The organism is Pontibacter sp. CAU 1760 (genome assembly GCF_054482735.1).
The window spans coordinates 1-24,459 of record NZ_JBTLRL010000016.1; the positions used below are offsets into that span (position 1 = coordinate 1).

Here is a 24,459-nt window from a genome sequence, read left to right on the forward strand (position 1 = left end):
TGCAAAGGTAAAAGCCTTCAGAGCCACTTTCAGGGGAGTCAGAGACACAACGTTTTTCCTCTTCCGACTAGCAAGCATCTATGCCTGAGAAGAGCTATCCCACAACTATTCCGCTTGATCCCTAATTTACAATGGTTTGGTTTAGCGGGGGGAGGTCAATCTACTAAACATTTGTTTAGTAGACAGCATAAAAAAAGCCTTACACGCATCGTATAAGGCTTTTTTTAGATTTCAATCGTGATCCCATTTGGATTCGAACCAAAGACCTACTGCTTAGAAGGCAGTTGCTCTATCCAGCTGAGCTATGGGACCAGCGCTTGCAGGCGAGCAGATGCTCTACCCTTAAACAAAAAATTTCGGAATTACTTCCGAAATTTTTATTAGTCGGGGTGGCAGGATTCGAACCTACGACCTCCACATCCCAAATGTGGCGCGATACCGGGCTACGCTACACCCCGAACTATTTTGCTCTTACTTTCAACAGCGAACAAGCCCCTGTTTCATTTAATCGCGGTGCAAAGATAAGTGAAGTTTTTAAAGTGTCAAACTTAATTTTCGACTTTTGTAAAGTATTCACTTGCGGAGAGGGGGGGATTCGAACCCCCGGTACCCTTACGAGTACGGCAGTTTAGCAAACTGCTGGTTTCAGCCACTCACCCACCTCTCCGGGCTCATCCTGCTAATGAGGATACAAACATACTAGATTACCTTTTACCCTGCAACACCCCCTCCTAATTTTTCCGCTTTAATTTGACCGGTAATCAACCCGAGGCAGCTTAAGTAGCTGATTCTTTTTCTTTTGCCTGACAAGTATTTTTTTAAAATATTTGCCAGTGCGCTATACATAGGTATTCTCGGCAGGCAGCCAGGCAGTGGAAAGGCATATAATCGCGGCTTTACCTGCCAGGTAAGGGTATTGTGTAAGGCATTAGTATATTTGTACAGGCAAGAGCCGATGTATAAGTACTGCATCCTTTTTGCCGTTAATGCACTGCTATGACCTGGTACCAGACACTCACCTTACTCGAGATAGCCTTCGGCGTCCTTTTCCTGGGGCTGTACGTGGGCTACCTGGTGCGCGTGCTCCGCATTGCCAACTTCTTCCGGCAGCGTCCGCATGCCATCTGGGTGAAATTTATACTCCGCCACCTGTATGTGCTGCTCATCATCATCGCGATACTGGGCCCCTCCTTCGGGGCCATGAAAAAAGAAATCCGGACCATTGGCAAAGATTTATACATCGCCGTGGACCTATCGCAGTCGATGAACGCAACCGATGTGCAGCCTTCGCGGCTCGAGAAAGCCAAGCACGAAATACAACGGTTGGTTGCCCGGTTCAACACCGACCGCATTGGCCTGATGGTTTTCTCAGATGATGCCTATATACAGAGTCCGCTTACGTACGACCAGAATGCCCTGCAGCTATATATCCAAACGCTGCGCACCTCCCTCCTGCCCCATACCGGCACCAACTACGGCCCTGTGCTGCAGCTTACCCTCGACAAGCTCCGCCAACGGAATACCTCAGAAGCTTCAGAGCAAAAAGCACGGGTGTTGGTGCTGATCAGTGACGGGGAAGAATTCGGCGCCGAGGTGGAGTTGCTGGCGATGCAGTTGCGGGAGCAAAACATCCGGGTTTATACCCTTGGGATTGGCACCCAGGATGGCAGCCGCATTCCGGAGGGCCAAGGTTTCAAACGGGATAACGAGAACCAGCCGGTACACACCCGCTTGCAGCCCGAACCGCTGGTGCAGTTAGCCGAGCTGACCGGCGGGCAGTATTTTGAGATCAGCGACCGTGTAAGCGAGGTCAGCAAGCTTATCAGCGCCATCAATAACATAGAAGGAGAACTCAGGGAAAGCAAAACGATTGATGTGACGGCCAACAAGTACCTTTACCCCCTGGCACTGGCTCTGCTACTGATTGTGCTGGATGTGCTCATCCCTGTAAAACTGATACGCATATGAACCCGGCCTTCCTCATTCTTTTCCTCATCTCCTGGTTCAGCGGTGGTTTTAACACGGTATCACGGGTAAATGAGTATGCCCAGCGTGCCGCAACCGCTTACGCACGACAGGAATATATCGAGGCAATTGTTGCCTATGAGTACTTGCTGCAAGACCTGGGTGTACGCGACGACCAATTGCAGCTGAATTTGGCGCATGCTTATTTTCAGGCGGCGCAGTGGGCAAAGGCTGTAGCCTCCTATCAAGTACTTGCCGAGCACCCCAGCAACCACCTGCGTGCCGTGGCGCACCTGCAGCTGGGGAATGTTGCCGTAAAGCAGAAAAAGTACCGCCAGGCGCTGGCACTTTATAAAGCAGCCCTGATAGCTGAACCCGTGAATAATGCAGCCAGGTATAACTTCGAGTTGCTGAAAAAATACCTGGCCATGCACCCTGAAGCGGAAGACAACGCAACGTCAAACGCACCAAACAACGCCACGACAGAAGCTGACACACCGCCGCCAGCAGCGGAGGAAATGGAACCGCAGGCAAAAAAGAACCCTGACGAAAGTGGTGAGCAAGAGGCCGAAACAGAGCAGCCTGAACCTGCTGATAGCGGGCAAAAGCAGCAGGCTCCGGCAAATAAGAATGATACCCCTGAAGGCGACAAAGAACGGGAACAGCAAACCGGAACAAACCCCGGCGATGTGAGCGGGTTGAATGAAGAGAGCCAGGCTGACAAAGCCGCACAACTCCCGGAAAACAAGACCAACACAAACGCCGACAGTGACCCGCGGGCACAAACACGCCGCATGCGGCTGCAGCAGGCGAACATGAGCCCTGAAAAGGCCAAGTTGTTGCTCGATGCCATGCGAAACGCGGAGCTGCAGTACATACAGCAGCTCCCCAAAAAATCATCCCGAAAACCTGACCCCAGCAAGCCCGACTGGTAGGCTGGGCAAAAACGACACCATGCCATATGGAAGCAGCAGCGCATTACCGCCGCCTGGAGCGGCTATACCACCATGCTAACGTGCAGGCGCTTTTTAACGGAAGCACCATTCAGGTAGCGGATGGCACAGCAGAACTCACCCTCCCGGTTGACCCAAAATATTTTCATGGGGCAAACGCCATCCATGGTTCCGTTTACTTTAAACTGCTGGACGATGCTGCCTACTTTGCCGTGGCTGCTGTGGTGCAGGACGTGTTTATCGTTACTTCCTCTTTCCAGCTCAGCCTCATCCGCCCTGTAACGGGTGGACTGCTCAAGGCGGTAGGCACTATACGCTCAAAAAGCAAGCAACTGTTTGTAGCGGAGGCCACGCTCTATAACGAGAAAGGCAAAGAGGTGGCCTTTGGCACCGGCCAGTTCCTGCGCACGACGCAGCCCTTGATTAACTTGCCTGGCTACGCTGATCCATCCTTATAATAGGACTGTCGCTTAAAACAACGTTACCGCTAAATCTCCTTGCTATCATCATACCCTCTTGGTGCGGTAGGTTTTCGCAAGCCCCCGACACCGACTCACCTGCCTGTTCCTCGTAAAACAAAGCAGGAAACACCATGGCCAACTTGCCTAACGAACGTTTGGTAATGTTCGTAAAACGTGTTACCTTGACATAACTCAAACATTTTGTGTAAAAAATATGCAGACCAAAGAAGTATATATTATTTCGGCTGTCAGAACGCCGATCGGAAGTTTTGGAGGCGTTTTGTCTAGCCTTTCCGCCACGCAACTGGGTGCCGCCGCCATAAAGGGAGCCTTGGAAAAGGCTGGAGTAGCTAAAAACCTGGTGCAGGAAGTGATCATGGGTAACGTGATTTCCGCTAACCTGGGCCAGGCCCCTGCCAGACAGGCAGCGGTATTTGCCGGATTGGGCTACGAGGTGGAGTGCACGACAGTAAACAAGGTCTGCGCCTCCGGCTCGAAAGCTGTGATGTATGCGGCCCAGGCCATTATGCTGGGCCATAAGGATGTAATTGTGGCAGGTGGTATGGAAAGCATGTCTAACGTCCCTTTCTACCTCGACAAAGCACGTTTCGGCGCAAAGCTGGGCCATGGCCAAATGACGGACGGCTTGCTGAAGGATGGCCTGTGGGATGTGTACAACGACTTCCACATGGGTAACGCAGCCGAGAATACGGCACGTGAGATGAAGATCACGCGAGAGATGCAGGACGAGTATGCCATTAACTCTTACAAGAAAGTAGCGGAGGCAACCGAAGCCGGTATGCTGAAAGATGAGATTGTGCCGGTAGAGATTCCGCAGCGCGGCAAAGACCCTGTCGTGGTAGCTGAGGACGAGGAGTTCAGGAAGGTTAACTTTGAGAAAATTCCGGGACTTCGTCCCGTTTTCGACAAGGCAGGGTCTGTAACTGCTGCCAACGCCTCTACCCTGAATGACGGTGCAGCGGCACTGGTGCTGATGAGCAAGGAGAAAGCAGAGGAACTCGGCCTGAAGCCAATCGCTAAAATCCTGGGCTTTGCCGATGCAGAGCAGGACCCGATCTGGTTCACCACCACACCTTCTTTAGCGATCCCGAAAGCGCTGAAAAATGCTGGCGTTGATGCCTCTGAGGTTGACTATTACGAGATTAACGAGGCTTTCTCGGTGGTTTCGATTGCCAACAACCAGAAACTTGGGTTGGAAGGCGGCAACGTGAACGTGTTCGGCGGTGCCGTATCGCTGGGTCACCCGTTGGGTGCATCCGGAGCCCGCATCTTAGTCACATTATGCAACGTAATGGACAAAAAAGGCGGTAAGATCGGGGTAACCGGCATCTGCAACGGCGGTGGCGGCGCCTCTTCTATTGTGATCGAAAAGATGTAATTTTGCCAGTGGGCATATAATTTGATAGGAGCCTTACGTTCATGGCGTAAGGCTCTTTTTTTGTATCTCCGTGGTACGCCTTTGCCTTTGTCTGATTGAATGTTTGCCTTTAACCGTTTGTTGGGAGTGGGCAAGCGCATAACAGACTGCTCTTATCTATTAAACTCAATACCTATGTATAAGGCTCTTTTGCTTTCGGTTCTTACAAGCTTCATTTATACCCTTGCTGCGGCGCAAACCAAGGTGGTTACCTACCATGATGAGGCCCGCACGGCCGTAAAGGAGGTATACCACATCACCCCGGATTCTGCCATTGTGGGCTATTACAAGCGTTACTATCCTTCTGGTGAGCAGGAGGCGTTGATGAAGTTCGTGGCAGGAAAGAAAGATAGCGTCTATACTGAATTCTATCAGGACGGGAGCCCTAAACTGCAGTTGACGTATAAAAACGACCTCAAACAGGGCCCATTCAAAGCTTTCCGCCAGGATGGCAAGTTGCTGCAGGAAGGCAGTTATGAGAACGATAAGCAAAGTAAGCTGTTCCGGACATTTTTTGAAGACGGCACCGTGAGGAAAGAAACTGAGTTTGTGAACGGGTTCCCGGATGGCTTGGTACGGGAGTATTACCCCTCGGGCAAACTCAAATCTGAAATCACCTACCAGAACAGTAACCAGAACGGGCCGGCGAAGACCTACTACCCGAATGGCAACCTGGAAACCGAGGCCTCCTACCGAAACGGCATGCTGGAAGGATCATACAAAACCTATTTCGACAATGGCCAGGTGCAGACAGAGGTGCAGCATACCGCAGGCGAGAAGCAAGGAGCTTATAAAAGCTATTACCGAAGCGGCAACCTGAGTACCGAAGGCAACTTTGTGGCTGGCAAGGCACACGGTGCAGCCAAGTCGTACTTCGAGAATGGGAAGCTTCGCAGCGTGATCAATTACAAGAACGGCAATCCGTCAGGCCTGACCCAATTCTACTACGAAGACGGCACCCTGCGGGAGGAAGCAAACTACAGCAACAACGGCAGTGACAGCAAGCTCACCTCCTACTACCCGTCCGGCCACATCAAGGCCGAGGAGCAGTTCAAAGATAAGATGCAAACCGGCAACTGGAAGATTTACTTCGATGCGCCGGGCAAAAAGGTGCAATTAAGCGAGCAGTATACCAACAGTAAACTTACCGGTGACCGTGTCTCTTACCACGAGAATGGGGCTGTGAAGACAAAAGCCACGTATGAGGCGGGCAAGGTGATCGGCACCAGCCAAGAGTTCTACCCTTCCGGAAAACTGAAGTCGGAGACGAGCCATAAAGACGGCCGACGGTATGGCCCTTTCAAACAGTATTTTGAAAGCGGAAAAGTTGAGGTAACCGGCCAGTTCCGCAATAACCGCGAAACAGGCAACTGGAAGTATCAGGACGAGGCCGGAAAAACCCTGAAAACCGTCGTATACCGCAACGGTGCAGTTGTAGAAGAAAAGCCTGCAAATTAAGTAATCCCCATACCGTGTTTTAGAACCGCGCATACACTTCCTTCAAATGAAAATTGTTACCTGGAACTGCAATGGCGCGCTTCGCAAAAAGTTAGAGGCGCTGGTTGGCCTTGAGGCGGATATCTACATCATCCAGGAGTGCGAGAACCCTGCCGAGAGCAAAGACCCAGCCTACGCCGCGTGGGCTGCCAACCATTTATGGACCGGCGACACCCGGCACAAAGGCTTGGGCATTTTTGCCTCCAACGAAGTAGATTTACGATTGCTTCCCTGGAGCAACACATACCAGGACCATACGGTGAAGCATTTTCTGCCTTGCGCTGTTAACGGAGACTTTGATTTGCTTGCGGTATGGACACATCAGAACAACTCTCCCAATTTCGGGTACATCGGCCAGCTCTGGAAATACCTGCAGGTAAACAAAGATAAGTTGGGCCGCACCATTATCGCCGGGGATTTAAACAGCAACACGCGCTGGGATGAGTGGGACAGGTGGTGGAACCATTCTGATGTGGTGGCAGAGCTCAGAGAAGCGGGTATGGAAAGCTTGTACCACCGGCATACATCCGAATTGCAAGGCCGGGAAAGCCAGCCCACCTTCTACTTTCGGCGCAACCCAGAGCGGCCCTACCACATCGACTATATTTTTAGCTGCCAAGCCCTAAGCAATCACCTGATCAATCTTGAAATTGGCCCAATGTCGGACTGGCTGAAGCTTAGCGACCACCTGCCTCTTTCCTGCGCGTTTGAATACAATTTATAGCTCAAATGATTCACGCTGAAAGGTATACCCTATACCTTCGAAACGCTGTAGCAGCATCAAGTTAGCTTCCCTTTCTTGTTTGTCGTTGGTAGGAAAACGCTATTGCCTCCATTCTCTGGTGGCTTTTATCTGTGCAAAAAATCAGCCTGACCCGCTATATTTTTTTTCTCAACAAATTCACAAACCAATTTTTCCACAGGAAACCCACAAGAGCTGAATCACTTAGCTATTTATCCACTGAATTCAGTTCTTTTTTTGATTTTTAATTCCTAAATCTTCAAATTACCTTCGTAACCTAAACACGAGGAGTATGACCCAAAACGGACTGAAAACAGACATCCGAACCGACTGGAGTCTGGAGGAAATAAAGGCGATTTACTACAAGCCAGTACTGGAGCTTATTGTTGAGGCGGCAAACGTCCACAAACAGTTTCAGGCAACCGGCGAGGTACAGGTATGTACTCTTTTATCCGTGAAAACAGGTGGCTGCTCTGAGGATTGCGCTTACTGTCCGCAGGCTGCCCGTTACCATACCGGCGTGGAGGTGCACAAACTCCTGACCCAGGAGCAGGTACTGACCTCAGCCCAACGTGCGAAGGAAGGCGGGTCTACCCGTTTCTGCATGGGTGCCGCCTGGCGCGAGGTGCGCGATAACCGCGACTTCGACAAGGTACTGGACATGGTGAAGGGCGTGAACGAAATGGGCCTGGAGGTTTGCTGTACCCTGGGTATGGTGAACGAGTACCAGGCAGAGCGACTGAAAGAAGCCGGCCTTTACGCTTACAACCATAACCTCGACACATCAGAAGAACATTACGACAAAATTATAACCACCCGCACTTACGACGATCGCCTGGACACGATTCAGAACGTGCGCAAGGCGGGTATCTCTGTTTGCTCGGGCGGCATCATTGGCCTGGGTGAGACAGACGAAGACCGCATTGGGATGCTGTATACCCTCTCCACCATGGAGAAGCACCCGGAATCTGTACCAGTAAATGCACTGGTGCCGGTAGAAGGCACGCCGCTGGCACATCAGCCACGCGTATCGGTATGGGAAATGGTGCGCATGATCGCGACGGCCCGTATCCTGATGCCGCAAACCATGGTGCGCCTTTCGGCGGGCCGTGAGCAGATGGACGTAACCGAGCAGGCACTTTGCTTCCTGGCCGGTGCAAACTCCATCTTTACCGGCGAGAAACTGCTTACCACGCCAAACCCTGACTTTGATCAGGACAAGGCGATGTTCGCGCTGCTGGGACTTTCCCCGCGCAAATCATTTAAAGAAGAAGTAGTGGACGCGGGCTGCTAGGCACTTGGTTTTAGGCTTTCGGGCTTATTGTTAAAAGTCTGAAAGCTTACGTCTTATGTCCAACGTCTCCAAAAAACTGCAGCAAAAGCTGGCGGAACGGGCAGCGCAAGGAAACTTGCGCCAGCTCAAAACCACCGCCGGCCTCACCGATTTCTGCTCAAACGATTACCTGGGTATGGCCCGCTCTGAAAAGTTGCGGGCAGCTATAGAGGCAGAAGCACAGCAATACAGCCATTTACCGTTGGGGGCAACCGGCTCCCGGCTTTTATCAGGCAACAACCTGTTATTTGAGGAACTGGAAGAAACAATAGCGCACTATCACCATGGAGAGGCCGCGCTGCTTTTTAACTCAGGGTATGCGGCCAATGTAGGCTTGCTTTCTGCCCTGCCGCAGCGTGGAGACACGGTCTTGTACGATGAGGCCAGCCACGCCTCCATGAAGGACGGGCTTCGTTTGAGCTTTGCCAAGTGCTACAGTTTCCGGCATAACAACGTGCAGGACCTGCGGCAGAAGCTACAAAATGCAAACGGGCAAGTGTTTGTGGTGGTCGAGGCGGTGTACTCGATGGAAGGCGACACAGCCCCGCTGCCCGAGCTGGCGCAGCTGTGTGAGCAAGCGGGTGCAGCCTTGATTGTAGATGAGGCCCATGCCTTGGGCCTGTACGGAGCGAAAGGAGAAGGACTAACAGTAGCGCTTGGCTTGCAGAACCAGGTATTTGCGCAAGTGATTACTTATGGCAAAGCCATGGGAGCACACGGCGCCGCAGTTGTCGGACCGCAGGTGCTGCGCGATTTCCTGATCAATTACAGCAGGGCCTTTATTTATACCACTGCCCTGCCGACGCATGCATTGGTTACGCTGAAATGCGCCTATACCCTGCTGCCAAAGATGGATGCAGAGCGCCAACACGTAAAGATGCTGGCCGGGAGTTTTCACGAGCAACTGAATAAGGTTGAAGGCATCCGTTGCCCTGCCACCGACAGTGTGATTCTATCGGTTTTTGTAGAGGATGGCGGAACCGCGAAGCTGAAGGCGCTGGCTTCGTTTTTAGAAAAAGAGAAATTTGATGTGCGCCCCGTGTTAAGCCCTACCGTGCCGAAAGGCCGGGAGCGTTTGCGGGTGATTATGCATGCCTATAACACATTAGAAGAAATTGAAGGCCTCGTGCAGGCCATAGCCAAAGCAAAATGAAAAGCTACTTTATCACAGGCATCGGAACGGACGTTGGCAAAACAGTTGCTGCCGCCATCCTGACTGAAGCCCTTCAGGCCGACTATTGGAAACCTGTGCAAGCAGGTGGCCTTGATTTCACGGACACCGACACTGTTATGAGTCTGGTATCTAACTCCGTTTCTAAATTTCACCCGGAAGCATATCGCCTGAAAATGGCGGCCTCCCCACACCGCGCCGCTGCGGCTGAAGGCGTGGAGATTGACGTACACGGCATGAAACTCCCGCAATCCGATAACAACATCGTGGTAGAGGGTGCCGGTGGACTGATGGTGCCGATCAACAAGCGCTTTCTGATGCTGGACCTGGTGCAGCAACTGGGCCTGGAGGTTGTGCTAGTGTCGCGCAACTACCTGGGCAGCATCAACCATACCCTGCTTACGGCCGAAGTGCTGCGCTACCGCAAAGTGCCGGTGGCAGGCATTATCTTCAACGGGGAGGAAAACCCAGCTTCTGAAGATTTCATCATTAACTATACCGGGCTGCGTCGTCTGCCTTCCATTCGTCAGGAAGCAGATTTCTGCAAAGAAGCCGTAGCCGCCTATGCTGATGCATTCAAGGCTTGTTTATAGAGAACTGCATTTGAGAAAACCGCTACACTGTCATTATTCAAGTATACAAGATAACCGTCCTTGCTGAGTTAGAACCAGTAACGGCGGTTATTCAGTTTTAAGGGAGGTAGTGATCCATTTCAATCATAACTCTGTCATTCTTTACACTATCAGGAATCTGGAATATTATCTATACCCTGGTTTCCTGATGCGTTCAGAATGACGATTTAAGAATTTACCCCATGAACTTAGCCCAACGCGATCAAAACGTTATTTGGCACCCTTATACACAGATGAAGACTGCTGCCTTGCCCGTCCCGATTGTGCGCGGCGAGGGCACGCTTTTGTATGCCGAGGACGGCAAAACATACATCGACGCTGTGGCTTCCTGGTGGGTAAACCTGCATGGCCACGCCCATCCGTACATTGCCCAAAAAGTAGCGAAACAGCTCCAAACCCTGGAGCACGTGATCTTTGCCGGGTTTACGCACGCCCCGGCTGTAGAACTGGCCGAACGCCTGTTGCAGGTTTTGCCGCAGGGCCAGAGCCGCATGTTTTATACCGATAATGGCTCTACGGCCGTGGAAGTGGCCTTGAAAATGGCCATCCAGTACTGGAACAACCTCGGAACCCCCAAGAAGAAAATCATCGCCTTCCGCGACAGCTACCATGGCGATACATTCGGGGCTATGGCCGTGAGCGCGCGCAGTGCCTTTACCGCCCCTTTCTGGTCGTATTTGTTTGAGGTGGAATTTATAGATGTGCCCACGCCGGGGAATGAGGAGGAAACGATTAAGCAGTTGGAAGCCTATGCTACCAGCAAAGCAGCAGCGTTTATTTATGAGCCCTTGGTGCTCGGCACAGCCGGCATGGTGATGTATACCCCCGAGGTACTGGATCAACTGCTTCGCATCTGTCAACAACACGACATCCTGACGATAGCTGACGAAGTAATGACTGGCTTTGGCCGCACAGGCCGCCTGTTTGCCTCTGCCTACATGGAGCACCAACCCGATATCGTGTGTATGTCGAAAGGTCTGACAGGGGGCACGATGGCGCTGGGCGCGACTTCCTGCAACGAGAAGCTGTATAAGGCTTTCCTGCACGAGGACAAGAGCAAGACGCTATTCCACGGGCACAGCTATACCGCTAACCCTGTTGCCTGCGCTGCTGGCTTGGCAAGTCTTGACCTCCTGCTGCAAGACGACACCCGGCAAAGCATCCAACACATCGTCACGCAGCACACCGCATTTATACCGCGTATTCAGCACCTCCCGAACATCCGGGAAGTACGCCAGCGCGGCACAATCCTAGCCGTGGAGTTTCAAGATTCCACCACCTCTTACTTCAGCGACCTACGGGATACCTTGTATAGCTTTGGCTTAGACCAGGGCGTGATCTTGCGCCCGCTCGGCAATATTATCTACATCATTCCCCCTTATTGCATCACAGACCAGGAGTTGGAACAGGTATACCTCACCATACTAGGGATGCAGGAAGTGGTGAGCGGCACCAGATCATACCCCCGGCCAGACAAAACAGTGCTGCACGATTAACCTGAACACCAATCTGTAGGCCTATCATCAAATATTATTTTACCTTTGCCCGCACGTGGAAGAGGAGAAGAAACATATTGTTATCAGGGGTGCCGGCGTTATTTCAGCGCTAGGCCACAACCAGGCAACTGCAGCGGCAGCGTATTGCAAAGGGGCTCCGGCTTTTACTTCCATGCTGCATCATAACGGGGCAACTCCGGTCGCAGCCTTGCCTACCACCGCAGAAGAACAATTACAACTATTAATAAAGTCTAACCCTCATTTTCGCCAGCTCGACCGTTCTGTTTTACTGGCGATTTATGCCGCCAGGCAAGCAGCCTTGGGGGCTGGGTGGCTTCAGGATAAAGCCACCGACCCGCTCGATGACCTGGGCGTAAACATTGGCTCCTCTCGGGGGGCAACGGGTTTGTTTGAGCAGCATTTTGGTGGCTATCAGCAGAACAGCCTGCTTTCCTCTGCCGCCTCCCCTACTACTACACTAGGAAATTTATCGAGTTGGGTGGCCCATGCGGTAAACGCGGGTGGCGCCCAGATCAGTCATTCCATAACCTGCAGTACAGCCCTGATGGCCATTGCCAACGGGGCAGCCTGGCTGAAAGCGGGCATGGCACAGCGCTTTTTAGCGGGGGGCACCGAAGCTCCCCTTACGCCATTCACGCTGGCGCAGATGAAGGCAGTTGGTGTATACTCCAGACTAGCCGACTCACCCTACCCTTGCCAGCCATATGCCCTTGAAAAACAGAACACCTTTGTTTTAGGCGAAGGTGCAGCCGTGTTTGCGCTGGAGCAGGTCGCTGGTTCGCAGTTGGGCTCCGGAGATGTGCTGGTAGAAGCCGTAGGTGTAGGCTTCGAGAAGATCGCCAGTAAAACAGGTATCACACCGGACGGTCAGAACTTTCAGAAGTCGATGCGCCATGCCTTGGCGCAGTTGCCCCCTGATGACCAGAACATAGATTTAATCATCACACATACCCCCGGCACCAGCGCAGGAGACAAAGCTGAACTCGCAGCCATAAAGTCAGTGTTTGGCGTACTCCCGCCCGCCTTAACAACCAACAAATGGTTGCTGGGCCATACCCTCGGAGCATCCGGAGCCTTGAGCCTGCAATATGCGCTGGACGTATTGCAACAGCAGCAGTATGCCCCCATACCTTATCCTAATACACTGCCCCATAACGCAAATACAAAGTATTCCCGGATTATGATTAATGCAGCTGGCTTTGGAGGCAATGCTGCCAGCATTATCCTCTATAAAATATAATTATTGTAATTTCACATTAATAATAGCCATATTCAGATGGCTGTTAAGCGCTCAAACTGATTCCAAATTTTGGAAAAAGCCCTTCTCATTTCGGTACTTTCTCAAAATTCATCTACTTTATCATGTTCTCAGTGCACATTTTTAACCTCTTTTTGAGCTATAAGAGCCCACATTCCTGCTAGATTTAAAAGTTGGCATTCTTTTTATAAGTACTCTCCTATATATTTTTAAACTAATACATAAAAATTTTAATTTTAAAACCAGTGCAAAATATTATACGATTATGATTTTGCACTTTGCCAATAAGCCTTAAACAACTCTTGCAACTATATAATATTCCTTTGAAACCAACTTTATCAACTGCCTTTTGTTACAGACTTACCTTTATTATCCTGCTCTGTATGTGCCTGTCTCAATTCGGAGCTTATGCACAAACCCCAGGCCTTATTTACAGACCCGCCACCAACGGAGGCAACAAAGTACTGGACCCGAACGGGGACGGCTATGTATCTAAGACTACCGCAGGATGGGCTGTAAATACACAAGATGAAGGTTTAGGATTCAGTGAAATCACTTATCGCCCATTTCCTGCCATGGATAATGAGCCACTAAACGACCTGACAACAGGCTCAAATGGTGGCCATACTGATTTGGCTCCTCCAGTTTCATATACAGGTTCAACAGGCTCTCCTATCGCCGCTTTTTATGATGGCACCAATGTGCTGTTCCGTGTAAGGTTAGGGGGGGCGTCAACGGCTTCTAAAGGCTATAGCGTACTGATTGATACGAATGATAATTTTGAGAACCCCGAACGAGGTCATACGCCAACTTCTACCGTAAACCCTGGTTTTGAGTTTGAGGCCGTGTTTGGTTCTAACTTTGATGTTGCGCTTTATGATCACCGCACACCCAACGTGGTAACCAAAATCTGGTCTGGCTCAGTAGACCAGTACTCCCAAAGGTCAGTGGCTGCCTCTACAGCTAGTGGAAACACAGATTATTTTTATGACTTCTATGTGCCGCTATCTGCTTTTCCTGGTGTGACCGCAGACACGCAATTACGCATGTCTGGCATTACCATCACGAGTGCGCAAAGTGGTCTAACGGGCACCGTTTCAGATATAGGTGGGGTTAACTTTGCCGCGTATAACCACGATGCCAAAGCTGCCTGGAAAGTAATTGTGAATGCTTTCCCATTAACTAGCTTGAACGACTTAAAAAATGGGGGCTTTGGAAAACTTACAGCAAGGGCTCCTGTGGTCAACTCAACCATCTTAACCTCCGCTAACTCAATATCCGGAACCTCAACCGAAATTTCCGGCTCAATAATTAGAGTTTTCAAAAACGGAAGTGTAATTGGCTCAACAGTTGTTAACGCAGACGGTACATGGAAATTAAATAATGTATCTGGGCTAGTATTGGATAATATTATCACGGCTGATGTGGAGCCTTCTTCCAAAATACGTTCCTCTATCTCTAGCCCGGTTAAAGTAGTTTCTGGAATCTGCACCTCCCCTCCTCCTCCTACTATTACAGATATCAGCTCTGCACCAGGTGGAAATATGCATAAGTTTTCTATGACTATGCCAGCTACTTCTGTAGCGAGGCTTAGATTCACCTTATATTATGGTAGTGGCACCTTCTTAAATTCATATATCATAACACCATCAGCAACAGCGTCAACCGCCTGGGAGACTCCTGGTATGACGCTTCCAAGCGGTGACAATGTTTTTTATGCTACGGTTACACCTATCAATGACTCCAATAATGTTATCGGGTGCGAATCTTTGAAATCAAACTACGCTTGTTTTAAAAGCGGCCAGCCCGCCATCAACAAACAAGTGGCTACCATTTCTAGTGTCACATATAACAGTGTTCAACATACTAGTACCACAAATCCAACATGGGCAGATGAAGTTCCTACCAATCTTTCTAGCTTCGAAGTTACGTTGAGTACGGTAACCAGTGGAACTAACGGTTATGTTGCGGTATTTATCAATGCGGTTGAACAGGTCTCTTTACGTACAGACATCACAACCTCAACAACTAAAATTTCTATTCCCATACCGAGTAATCTTTTGAAAATAGGAGATGAGATAAATGTCAGAACTGTCTGGACACTGACTGTATCGGGACAAATAACATGTTCTATTTCAAATACGCCATCTAACTTATTAAGCATAGTAGGAACTACTTCCGCCCCTACAATAAGCTCTATTACTACATGCGGCCTTGTAAAAAAACTATCTGGTACATCAACTGAGCCTGCAGGCACTATTTTGCAATTTTATACCGGTGGTACCAAAGATGCCCGTGATGGAAACTTGGTTGTGATTGGCGCAAGCACCAACCCAATTACAGCAACTGTTTCCTCACTAGGCAATTGGACAGTAGACTTCACCTCTGTAACGGGGGGTGGCATTCCGGCTAACACCAATATCACATCAAGAGCCAAAGCTGCAGGAAAGGTAAGAAGTGTCAATTCAAATGTAGTTTCCTCAGTTGCTGCTCCAGCCGTACCAACCGGAAGCGATTTCACTATCAACAATCCAATATTAGAACCATTGCCTGAGGAACAACTCTTTACCTTGCGCGGAACGGGCCCAAAGCCCGCTGGGGATAAAACTTATAAGGTGTTCCTTAGCATTGCGGGCACATCATACCCGGCCGTCACAACCACAACTACTGGGGCTTGGGAGTTAACGGGTATAAGTTCTGCCGAAATATTTCCAGGTGCTGAAATCAGTGCTTCCTTTGTAGAGGTCATCAATAAGGTTGAAAGCTGCCCTAGCAACACTATATCCACTATAGTGCAGTGCCGCGCCCCATCCACAGCACAAACACTTACGCCCAGTTCTTCGACAGTTTGCTCAGGAAGCAGCTTCTCGGTTTCTTTAGCCAACTCTGAGCGCAACGTATCTTATGCGCTATTGATAAGAACAGGTACTAGCCCTAATTTTACCTATAACCAAACCGGCAACTCTGTCATAGGGAACGGAGGTACTATAACATTAATCTCTGGCGCTATCACAAGTGCGGTAACTATTGCTGTGAGAGCCCGGAAAATAAGTGGCGCAAGTTGTGATGCTTTATACACCAATACGTACAATCTAACAGTAACCCCTCTACCAACCACAAATCATGCGCTAACCATCAATACTTCCAGTGGGTGTGCCAACTCTCCTCATGAAATCACTCTAAGTGCATCACAGACAAACTTTAAATATCAACTCATCAATAATATAACCAAGCAACCCATTACCCTTTCATCCGGTAACAGTGATGCATTACCTGGCAATGGAGGGAACCTGATATTTAGGGTAAGTTCTGTAAATGCTACCCTAACATATGGGGTTAGAATTACTAGAGATCTCACAGTATGCACAGCTGATAATGCGAATACCGTTACCTATACGGTTACTGGATCGGCTACAAACCAAGCGGTTACGATCAGCACAACTCAAATATGTGCTGGTGGTGCTGTCAACATTTATGTCAAAACAAATAACGACGGCGCAACTTATCAGATACATCGCGCAGATGGAACTACAGTTGGAACCTCTTTTACAGGTAACGGAAGCTTATACCAGAGACAAGTCAATCCTACCACCACCACCACATATTACGTGAAAGCAACACTTGGGACATGTATAGTGGAACTCGCGACAAGAGTAACTGTTACGATTGCACCTGGTGGGCCAACCGCTACTGCTGGCCCAGAGCAAATTATATGTGGCCAAACGTCAGTTACGCTGCAAGGGAATGATGCGGCTCCGAATACGGGCAGGTGGTCCATTACATCAAGACCAGAAGGTAATACAACCGCCACTATCACTGACCCAGAAAGCTTTACTACCACAGCTACAGGGTTAACTTCAGGAAATTATACTTTTACGTGGACAGTTACCTCCCCAACGTGTGGCGCATCAACTGCTACTACCAGTATAAAAATCAATTGCCCTTCAACCGTAAACGTTGCAGGTCCTAAGTATAAAGCGTCTTACAAGAATGGAGAATTCCTTTCTACTGCATCAGATGTAGATAAAATTACACAAGCGTCTAATGGAATAGAATCTTCAAGTATTGCAGAAGGCCTTTCAGCCCTTCCTCCTGGCACAGAGCTGTCACCAAATGGAGACATTAAGGTAATAAATGCACAAAACCTTACTCCCGGTACTTACAGGTTTACGATGCTTACCACTGACCAAAGAGGAGTTACCACCGCTACACCAATGGCTCTTACCATCTATGGGGCGCAACCAACTGTACAGCCCCTCCCCGTAGAACTCGTTTATTTCACTGCTACGCTTCAGAACGGCACAGTAAACCTGCAATGGCTGACGGCATCGGAGAAGGACAACAGGCATTTCGAGATTGAGCGTAGTGCTGATGGAAAAACCTTTAAGTCTATTGGGATGGTAAACGGAAACGGCGACAGCAGCCGTCCGATCAAGTACAGCTTCCAGGATAGGAATCCGATGCAGGGCACTGCGTACTACCGCCTGAAGCAGGTAGACACCGACGGAAAATTTACTTATAGCAAAGTGATTTTGGTTTATGCGAACGGCCTTGCCGCCGACATGCGCTTACAGGCTTACCCTAACCCCTTCAATGCTGAGCTGAACGTTACGGTAACGTCCCCACAAGGCAGCAGCGCTAGTCTTCAGTTGCTCGATATGCAGGGACGTGCGGTTCATTCGGCTATGGTACAGTTGGAGACTGGCATCAACGAATATCAGCTGCCCCTTGGTACCCTACGTACGGGCGTATATGTGCTGAAGCTAAACGGAAACGGGCTGCAAGGGGCTGTAAAAGTGCTGAAGCAGTAAACGCATAAGTCGTTCATACACAGAAAAGAGGCTGGCCAAATGGTTCAGCCTCTTTTTTTATACGTATTGTTTAGAGAAATGGAACATCGTGCGCTGCTTTTTGCTATTTTTACGACAAATTATTCATTCAATTTTGAATTAGATAAATGAGAATCCTGAAATTCGGTGGCACCTCCGTAGGATCTGCTGAGAGAATGAGGTCGGTTGCCTCGCTTATCCAAAGCGATGAGCCTAAAATCGTGGTACTGTCTGCTATGTCAGGCACCACCAACGCCTTGGTACAGATTGCCGAGACGCTGTACCAGAACAAAAACGAAGACGCGAATGCGCTGATTGATGCGCTGCACGATAAATATAAACAGGTAGTAGAGGAACTCTACACCACCGCCGATAAACGAAAACAGGCAAACGAACTTCTCAATACGCACTTCAACTATCTGCGGGCTTTTACCCAGGATTTGTTTACGGTGCATGAGGAGCGTGCGGTACTGGCGCAGGGCGAGTTGCTGTCAACGGCGCTGTTCCAGTTCTTCCTCGAGGAAAACAACATCCCATCGGTGTTGCTGCCCGCCCTCAACTTCATGAAGATTGATGAGAACGAGGAGCCGGACGCCCCTTACATTGCCAAGCAACTGAAGGTAGAGTTAGCCAAATATGCGGGTGTGAAGCTGTTTATCACACAGGGCTACATTTGCCGCAACGCTTTTGGAGAGATCGATAACCTGAAACGCGGGGGTTCAGACTACTCTGCCTCGCTTATTGGTGCCGCCGCGGATGCCGACGAGATCCAGATCTGGACAGACATTGACGGCATGCACAACAACGACCCGCGCATCGTGAAGAACACCTTCCCGATTGCCCAGTTGTCGTTTGATGAGGCGGCTGAGCTGGCTTATTTTGGAGCCAAGATTCTGCACCCGAGCAGCGTAACCCCGGCCAAACAGAAGAACATACCGGTGCGACTGCTCAACACCATGGAGCCAGAGGCTAAGGGAACCACTATTTCCGCTGAAAGGTCAGGTGGCAGCATCAAGGCGGTAGCCGCGAAAGACGGCATCACGGCCATCAAAATAAAATCTGGCCGCATGCTGTTAGCTTATGGCTTCCTGCGCAGCGTCTTTGAGGTGTTCGAGCGATACAAGACGCCTATCGACATGATCACGACTTCTGAGGTAGCTGTGTCTTTGACGATAGACAATGACAAGTATTTGCAGGAGATTGTGGCTGAATTAGAAAATTTCGGCCAGGTGGACGTAGACCAGGATCAAACCATTATCTGTGTGGTGGGCGACTTTATCGCCAAAGACAGCATTTTGGGCCTGCGGATATTCAATGCGCTGCAAGCGATCCCACTGCGCATGATATCATATGGCGGTAGCCGTAGCAACATCAGCCTGCTGATAGACACTAGCAACAAAGTGGATGCGCTGACAAAACTGAACGAAGGAATTTTTGAGAGGAACGCACCGAATGCTTAATCTGAACCTAGCGGAGCTGGAAAAAAACAGCACCCCTTTTTATGCTTATGACCTAAACCTGTTACGCCAGACCTTGCAAACGGCACGGCAGGAAGCGGCCAAATACAATTATCACGTACACTACGCCCTAAAGGCAAACGCTAACCAGCCGGTGTTGGACGAGATGCGCCAACATGGTTTTGGAGCCGATTGCGTGAGCGGGAATGAAATAAAGGCAGCCATTGCAAATGGTTTTTCGCCGAAGGATGTCGTTTTTGCGGGCGTGGGTAAATCGGATGCTGAGATAAACTACGCGCTGGAGCAGGACATCTTCTGCTTTAACTGCGAATCTAGCCACGAATTGGAAGTGCTCAACGAGTTGGCAGAGAAAAAAGGCCGTGTAGCGCGCGTTGCGTTGCGCATCAACCCAAACGTAAATGCCAACACCCACAAGTACATTACCACAGGGTTGGAGGAAAACAAGTTCGGCATTAATGCCTGGGAACTTGAGCGCGTGCTGGAGCAATTGCAGGCATTGGCCCATATCGAGTTGATTGGCCTGCATTTCCACATAGGTTCCCAGATCACGGACCTGACGGTTTTCAAAAACCTCTGTACCCGTGTGAATGAGTTTCAGGAGTGGTTTCTGGCGCACAACGTGGCATTCCAGCACATCAACGTGGGTGGCGGCCTTGGGGTAGATTACTATAACCCCGCGCAGCACCCTATCCCTGACTTCGAGGCTTACTTCAGTCTCTTCAATAAGTTTCTGGAAGTTAGGCCGGGGCAGGAAGTGCACTTTGAACTGGGCCGCTCACTTGTAGCGCAATGTGGCACCCTCATCTCGCGGGTGCTGTACATCAAGCATGGGCAGAACACCAATTTCGCTATTCTGGACGCAGGCATGACAGAGTTAATTCGACCTGCGCTGTACCAGTCTTACCACAAAATCGAAAACCTGAGCAGCCAAAAGCCTGAGGTGCGCTATGATGTGGTAGGCCCTATCTGCGAGTCGTCGGATTGCTTTGGCAAGGCTGTAATGCTTCCCGAAACCCAGCGTGGCGACCTGATTGCCCTCCGTACAGCAGGTGCTTATGGCGAGGTGATGGCATCAGCCTACAACCTGCGCGATAAGGCAGAAGCAATTTATTTGTCCTGACATAAAGGGAGTTTCTCTAAAAGACCCGGGCCCCGTTCACTAGTGAACGGGGCCCGGGTCTTTTACATAATCAGGTATAATGTTTTCTAGCGAGCCGATTTAATGAAATCAGGTATGGCTTGGGCTATACCCTCTTGTTGGTTTAAGTAGTTGGCCAAAGCGAGGGCATTGCCTTTAGAGTATTTGTTTACTTTCAGCAGGTATACATTCCGCTCTTCAGTGTCCAGTAATTGTGCTTTATACGCCTGAGCCAGTTGTCCTAACCTTTCCGCTTGCCCGGGCAGCAGCCTCACTTCCACCTCGTCGCTCATACCGATTAGCGCATTTCCATCCAGGAAATAGGGAGCCGCATAGGCAATCTTAGGGTTTAAGGCTAGTTCCTGCAAGGCCTGCTCTACTTGGTTGGCGTTCAGCCCATCGGCCAACTTTACACCGTGCAAAAGGCCTGTGCTCGTAGCCAACACTTCCTGCTGTTGCCCCAAAAAGCTATACTGTGCTAAAACGCGTTGTTCTTCATCTGCCGTTAGGCCGTTTTCAAAAGACACTACTACCTTTTGTGTAAACACATTGCCAAGAAATTTCTCCTTGTCGCCTAGGGTGAGGGTGTAAATTTGAAATGGGGCACTGGCTTGGGCTTTTAAGAGTTTAGGTCCGGCTTTAACGTTCCGAATGGGTGCTGGGCCATCCTGGCGGCACGAAGTAGAAAGAAAAAGCAGGAGCGCAAAGCATATAAAAGCAGGTAGGGTAAATCTTTTCATATCCGTACAAATTATATCGCTGTCATATAATTATTGTACGGGCAATCTTGGTTTAAAGCTGAAAGAGAATTAGTTAATATAACTAATTTTTTAGATTAACATTTTGTTAATTAAAAGTTCCATTTCTAATGAAATGTTCTGAGTCAAGACACAGAGCTTACCCCTCAAACATAAACAATTAAAGCTCAGCTGGTTGACCCTAAAACTAAGTATTCTGTACTTAAATTTAATGTGGTTCTGTGCTTAGATCATTTTACCGACCCACCCAGTCTTTGATACCTCCAATTCGCAGCCTTCCTACTTAGCTATCATTCCAGGTTCAACGCTATTACTTACTAGTGCTCATACCTTACCGCTTCAATTTGCTCCGCGTCCTGGTAGAACTGGGCAATAGCGTCTTTCAACTGCTCGAACTCTACCAGAAATCCATCGTGGCCGTAGTTCGACCGAATCAAGTGAAAAGTGGAGCCACGCACGTGCTCATGCAGGAAACGCTGCTCTTCTACCGGGAACAACAAATCCGATTCAACCCCAACAAAAAGGCTGCGTGCTTTGAGCTGGCTTAAGGCTTTTTCCAACCCTCCGCGGTCACGACCGACATGATGCGAGTCCATGGCTTTGGACAACAGCCAGTATGTATAAGCGTTAAAGCGCTTCGAGAGCTTTTCGCCTTGATGTACCTGGTAGCTCGATGCCCTGAAATTATCAGTGATGCTGTTGCCGGGCTCCTGCTGGGTGGCCAGGTAGGTATCGTAATGCCTGTAAGAAAGCATGGCAATGGCGCGGGCCGTCTTTAATCCTTCCAAGCCAGCTGTGTCCGTATCGGTCTCCCAGCTCGGGTCTTGCCGGATAGCCATCCGCTGGGTTTCGTTGAAGGCGATGCCCCACGGTGAATGCCTCGCGTTAGAAGCTACGTGCACCAGCCGCTCGAACACTTCCGGACTCTGCAAGGCCCACTCCAGCGCCTGCTGTCCGCCCAAAGAGCCGCCAATGAGGGTATGGACCTGCTCAAACCCGAGTTCCTGCCGTAGCAGCTCAAAAGCAGCCACCACGTCGCGGTTCGTCAGCTGTGGGAAGGTATGGTAATAAGGTGTTCCTGTTTCCGGGTTAATGCTCAACGGGCCTGTAGAGCCGTAGCACCCGCCTAAAGTGTTGGCACAGATCACAAACCAGTCCTGCGGATCATAAAGCTTTCCCTCGCCAAACAGGTCGCACCACCAGTCGGTAAAATCCGAATTCCCCGTTAAGGCATGGCATACCCACACAATGTTATCACGCTGCGGGTTTAGTTGGCCGTATGTGCTATAGGCAAGCTGAAAGCCGGGAAGTTTCCTCCCCGACTCTAGCTCAAATGTATGATCGTACTCAAATATGTGCTGTGTTGGCATAGTCTATAATAATTAGGCAGCTGGCTCGGGCTGCTTCTCTTTTACCTTGGCAAAAGCTTGTTCAAAATCCGCTTTGATATCGTCGAGGTGCTCGATGCCTGCAGATACGCGCAGCAATGTTGGCTCTACTCCTGCGCTTAACTGCTCCTCACCGGAAAGCTGCTGATGGGTGGTGGAGGCCGGATGGATGATCAGTGTCTTGGCGTCGCCTACGTTGGCCAGGTGGCTAACCAGTTGAAGGCTATTCACAAACGTTTCTGCCTGGTGCTGCTCACCTTTCAGTTTAAAGGAAAGTACGCCGCCGAAACCCCGCTTCAGGTATTTTTTGGCGAGCGTGTGGTACTTGCTGCTCTCCAGGCCAGGATAGTTCACCGACTCCACCAACTCATGCTGCTCCAGCCACTGAGCTAAAGCCAGCGCGTTCTCTACTGTTCTGTCCACGCGCAGGGATAGCGTTTCGAGGCCCTGCAATAACAGGAAGGAGTTGAAGGGGCTTAAGGCCGGACCGAAGTCGCGCAAACCCTCTACGCGGGCACGTATGGCAAAGGCGATGTTACCGAATGGGCCGTCTGATCCGAATACTTCCCAGAATTTCATGCCGTGGTATCCTTCCGATGGCTCAGAGAACTGCGGAAACTTTCCGTTGCCCCAGTTAAAGTTACCACCGTCCACGATCACACCACCGATGCTGGTACCGTGGCCGCCAATCCACTTGGTAGCGGATTCTACCACCACATTCGCGCCGTGCTCCAGCGGGCGGAAAAGGTAACCGCCCGCACCGAAGGTATTGTCAACTACCAGTGGCAGGTCGTGCTTGCGCGCCAAAGCGGCTATCGCCTCAAAATCCGGAATATTAAAACGCGGGTTGCCAATTGTCTCGACATAGATGGCTTTGGTCTTTTCGTCAATCAACTGCTCGTAGCTTGCTACCTCGTCGTTCTCCGCAAACCGCACTTCCACACCCAAGCGCTTAAACGACACCTTAAACTGGTTATAAGTGCCGCCATACAAAAACCTGGTGCTCAAAAAGTTGTCTCCGGCAGCTACAATGTTGTTGAGCGCAATAAACTGCGCTGCCTGCCCCGATGCCACTGCCACTGCCGCTACGCCTCCTTCCAGTGCCGCCACGCGCTTCTCAAACACATCCGTGGTCGGGTTCATGATCCGGGTATAAATGTTTCCGAACTCTTTCAGGGCAAACAGGTTAGCCCCATGCTCCGCGTCCTTAAAGGTGAAAGAGGTGGTCTGGTAAATCGGTACGGCGCGCGACTGTGTGGTAGGATCAACTTCCTGGCCGGCGTGCAACTGCAGTGTTTCGAAGTGTAATGGCTGTGACATGGTTGTTCAGTTTTGGGTTGTGGATTACAATTTAGATTCGGTAAACGCGATGTGCGTGGGTACGTAGTGACGGCAATCGTTTTGTTGCCGCGGTAAATGATGGAGGTCTTGCCTGAATTAGCAACAACAGCCCGGCAAGTTGCGCATGGGCATGGCAGCGTACCAAACAGGGGCAGCAAAACAGGCAAGCCCTGGCCTGGCTGCGGGTATAGACGAGAATAAGTAATGCGAAGAATGGATTTCCCTTTTCATATTCGTATCAATTTATATTCATCCGGATGTTCCGGAATCAGGAATTAGCACCTTAACCGCGGTAGTTAGGTTGCTAGAGTTTCACAGAGCCTGTCTCTCCACTCTTCTTTATAAATCAAAATCCGAAGGGATATTTGACTTGATGTTGCAATTATAAGGCGCTGAATAAACAATTCCAAATTAATCAGCCTTTTTATAATGAATTTCATAATACACCCTACCTCTCTTACGTTACCAAGTTCATCGGATCATGGGCATAGCACTGTCTGCAAAATTTCAATTTCGAGGCATTAGTAAATCAAAAAAGCCGAGCTGATAATTATGCCCGG

General features: G+C 50.0%; 17 protein-coding genes, 3 tRNA genes and 1 riboswitch. Of the genes, 14 read left to right on the forward strand and 6 right to left on the reverse strand.

All coding sequences use genetic code 11. The annotated features are described in order from the left end of the window. Positions 1–238 precede the first annotated feature (238 nt). The 3 genes from ACXYMU_RS18095 to ACXYMU_RS18105 form a co-directional block, all read right to left on the reverse strand. Positions 239–312, reverse strand: a tRNA-Arg gene (locus ACXYMU_RS18095). Positions 313–384: 72 nt separating this feature from the next. Further along, a tRNA-Pro gene (locus ACXYMU_RS18100) sits at positions 385–458 on the reverse strand. Positions 459–580: 122 nt separating this feature from the next. Continuing rightward, positions 581–667: transfer RNA gene (locus tag ACXYMU_RS18105), tRNA-Ser, on the reverse strand. Positions 668–996: 329 nt separating this feature from the next. Here ACXYMU_RS18105 and ACXYMU_RS18110 point away from each other — a divergent pair. From ACXYMU_RS18110 to lysA, 14 genes are all read left to right on the forward strand, one after another. Further along, on the forward strand, positions 997–1,968 hold the full coding sequence (locus tag ACXYMU_RS18110; RefSeq protein WP_458987828.1) for a VWA domain-containing protein: 972 nt from the start codon (positions 997–999) through the stop codon (positions 1,966–1,968). Next, positions 1,965–2,900 carry an aerotolerance protein gene (locus tag ACXYMU_RS18115; RefSeq protein ID WP_458987829.1) on the forward strand — a complete coding sequence of 312 codons (936 nt, stop codon included), beginning with the start codon at positions 1,965–1,967 and terminating at the stop codon, positions 2,898–2,900. The genes ACXYMU_RS18110 and ACXYMU_RS18115 overlap by 4 nt, the downstream gene beginning before the upstream one ends. Positions 2,901–2,926: 26 nt before the next feature. Beyond that, entirely contained in the window at positions 2,927–3,376 is a 450-nt protein-coding gene (locus tag ACXYMU_RS18120) for a PaaI family thioesterase (protein WP_458987830.1), read from the forward strand. Between the two features lie 217 nt (positions 3,377–3,593). Continuing rightward, positions 3,594–4,778, forward strand: a complete 1,185-nt coding sequence (locus ACXYMU_RS18125) for an acetyl-CoA C-acyltransferase (RefSeq protein ID WP_458987831.1) — start codon at positions 3,594–3,596, stop codon at positions 4,776–4,778. Positions 4,779–4,952: 174 nt separating this feature from the next. Then, complete coding sequence (locus ACXYMU_RS18130) at positions 4,953–6,275, forward strand: toxin-antitoxin system YwqK family antitoxin (protein ID WP_458987832.1); 1,323 nt, start codon at positions 4,953–4,955, stop codon at positions 6,273–6,275. A gap of 46 nt (positions 6,276–6,321) precedes the next feature. Then, complete coding sequence (locus tag ACXYMU_RS18135; RefSeq protein WP_458987833.1) at positions 6,322–7,038, forward strand: endonuclease/exonuclease/phosphatase family protein; 717 nt, start codon at positions 6,322–6,324, stop codon at positions 7,036–7,038. A 310-nt stretch (positions 7,039–7,348) separates the two neighbouring features. Beyond that, positions 7,349–8,350, forward strand: coding sequence for a biotin synthase BioB (gene bioB / locus ACXYMU_RS18140; protein WP_458987834.1), 1,002 nt, complete (start codon positions 7,349–7,351; stop codon positions 8,348–8,350). 55 nt (positions 8,351–8,405) lie between these two features. Then, the gene (locus tag ACXYMU_RS18145) at positions 8,406–9,542 is read left to right on the forward strand and encodes an aminotransferase class I/II-fold pyridoxal phosphate-dependent enzyme (protein ID WP_458987835.1); all 1,137 of its coding nucleotides are present in this window, start codon (positions 8,406–8,408) and stop codon (positions 9,540–9,542) included. Continuing rightward, on the forward strand, positions 9,539–10,153 hold the full coding sequence (bioD, locus tag ACXYMU_RS18150) for a dethiobiotin synthase (RefSeq protein WP_458987836.1): 615 nt from the start codon (positions 9,539–9,541) through the stop codon (positions 10,151–10,153). The genes ACXYMU_RS18145 and bioD overlap by 4 nt, the downstream gene beginning before the upstream one ends. A 221-nt stretch (positions 10,154–10,374) precedes the next feature. Further along, positions 10,375–11,688, forward strand: a complete 1,314-nt coding sequence (gene bioA / locus ACXYMU_RS18155; protein ID WP_458987837.1) for an adenosylmethionine--8-amino-7-oxononanoate transaminase — start codon at positions 10,375–10,377, stop codon at positions 11,686–11,688. 55 nt (positions 11,689–11,743) lie between these two features. Beyond that, positions 11,744–12,949 carry a beta-ketoacyl synthase N-terminal-like domain-containing protein gene (locus ACXYMU_RS18160; RefSeq protein WP_458987838.1) on the forward strand — a complete coding sequence of 402 codons (1,206 nt, stop codon included), beginning with the start codon at positions 11,744–11,746 and terminating at the stop codon, positions 12,947–12,949. A gap of 341 nt (positions 12,950–13,290) precedes the next feature. Beyond that, positions 13,291–17,778 carry a T9SS type A sorting domain-containing protein gene (locus tag ACXYMU_RS18165; RefSeq protein ID WP_458987839.1) on the forward strand — a complete coding sequence of 1,496 codons (4,488 nt, stop codon included), beginning with the start codon at positions 13,291–13,293 and terminating at the stop codon, positions 17,776–17,778. Positions 17,779–17,924: 146 nt separating this feature from the next. Then, positions 17,925–19,256, forward strand: a complete 1,332-nt coding sequence (locus ACXYMU_RS18170; RefSeq protein WP_458987840.1) for an aspartate kinase — start codon at positions 17,925–17,927, stop codon at positions 19,254–19,256. After that, positions 19,249–20,394: a diaminopimelate decarboxylase gene (lysA, locus tag ACXYMU_RS18175; protein ID WP_458987841.1), complete on the forward strand. Its 1,146-nt coding sequence runs from the start codon at positions 19,249–19,251 to the stop codon at positions 20,392–20,394. Before ACXYMU_RS18170 ends, lysA begins: the two co-directional genes overlap by 8 nt. Positions 20,395–20,480: 86 nt before the next feature. Here lysA and ACXYMU_RS18180 read toward each other — a convergent pair whose 3' ends face one another. The 3 genes from ACXYMU_RS18180 to ACXYMU_RS18190 form a co-directional block, all read right to left on the reverse strand. Next, positions 20,481–21,152 (reverse strand): hypothetical protein, encoded by a 672-nt coding sequence (locus tag ACXYMU_RS18180; RefSeq protein WP_458987842.1) that lies wholly within the window; start codon positions 21,150–21,152, stop codon positions 20,481–20,483. A gap of 335 nt (positions 21,153–21,487) precedes the next feature. Further along, positions 21,488–22,540, reverse strand: coding sequence for a homoserine O-acetyltransferase MetX (metX, locus tag ACXYMU_RS18185; RefSeq protein ID WP_458987843.1), 1,053 nt, complete (start codon positions 22,538–22,540; stop codon positions 21,488–21,490). Positions 22,541–22,552: 12 nt separating this feature from the next. Then, positions 22,553–23,878 (reverse strand): O-acetylhomoserine aminocarboxypropyltransferase/cysteine synthase family protein, encoded by a 1,326-nt coding sequence (locus tag ACXYMU_RS18190; RefSeq protein WP_458987844.1) that lies wholly within the window; start codon positions 23,876–23,878, stop codon positions 22,553–22,555. Between the two features lie 261 nt (positions 23,879–24,139). Then, positions 24,140–24,247: riboswitch (SAM riboswitch) on the reverse strand. Positions 24,248–24,459 lie beyond the last annotated feature (212 nt).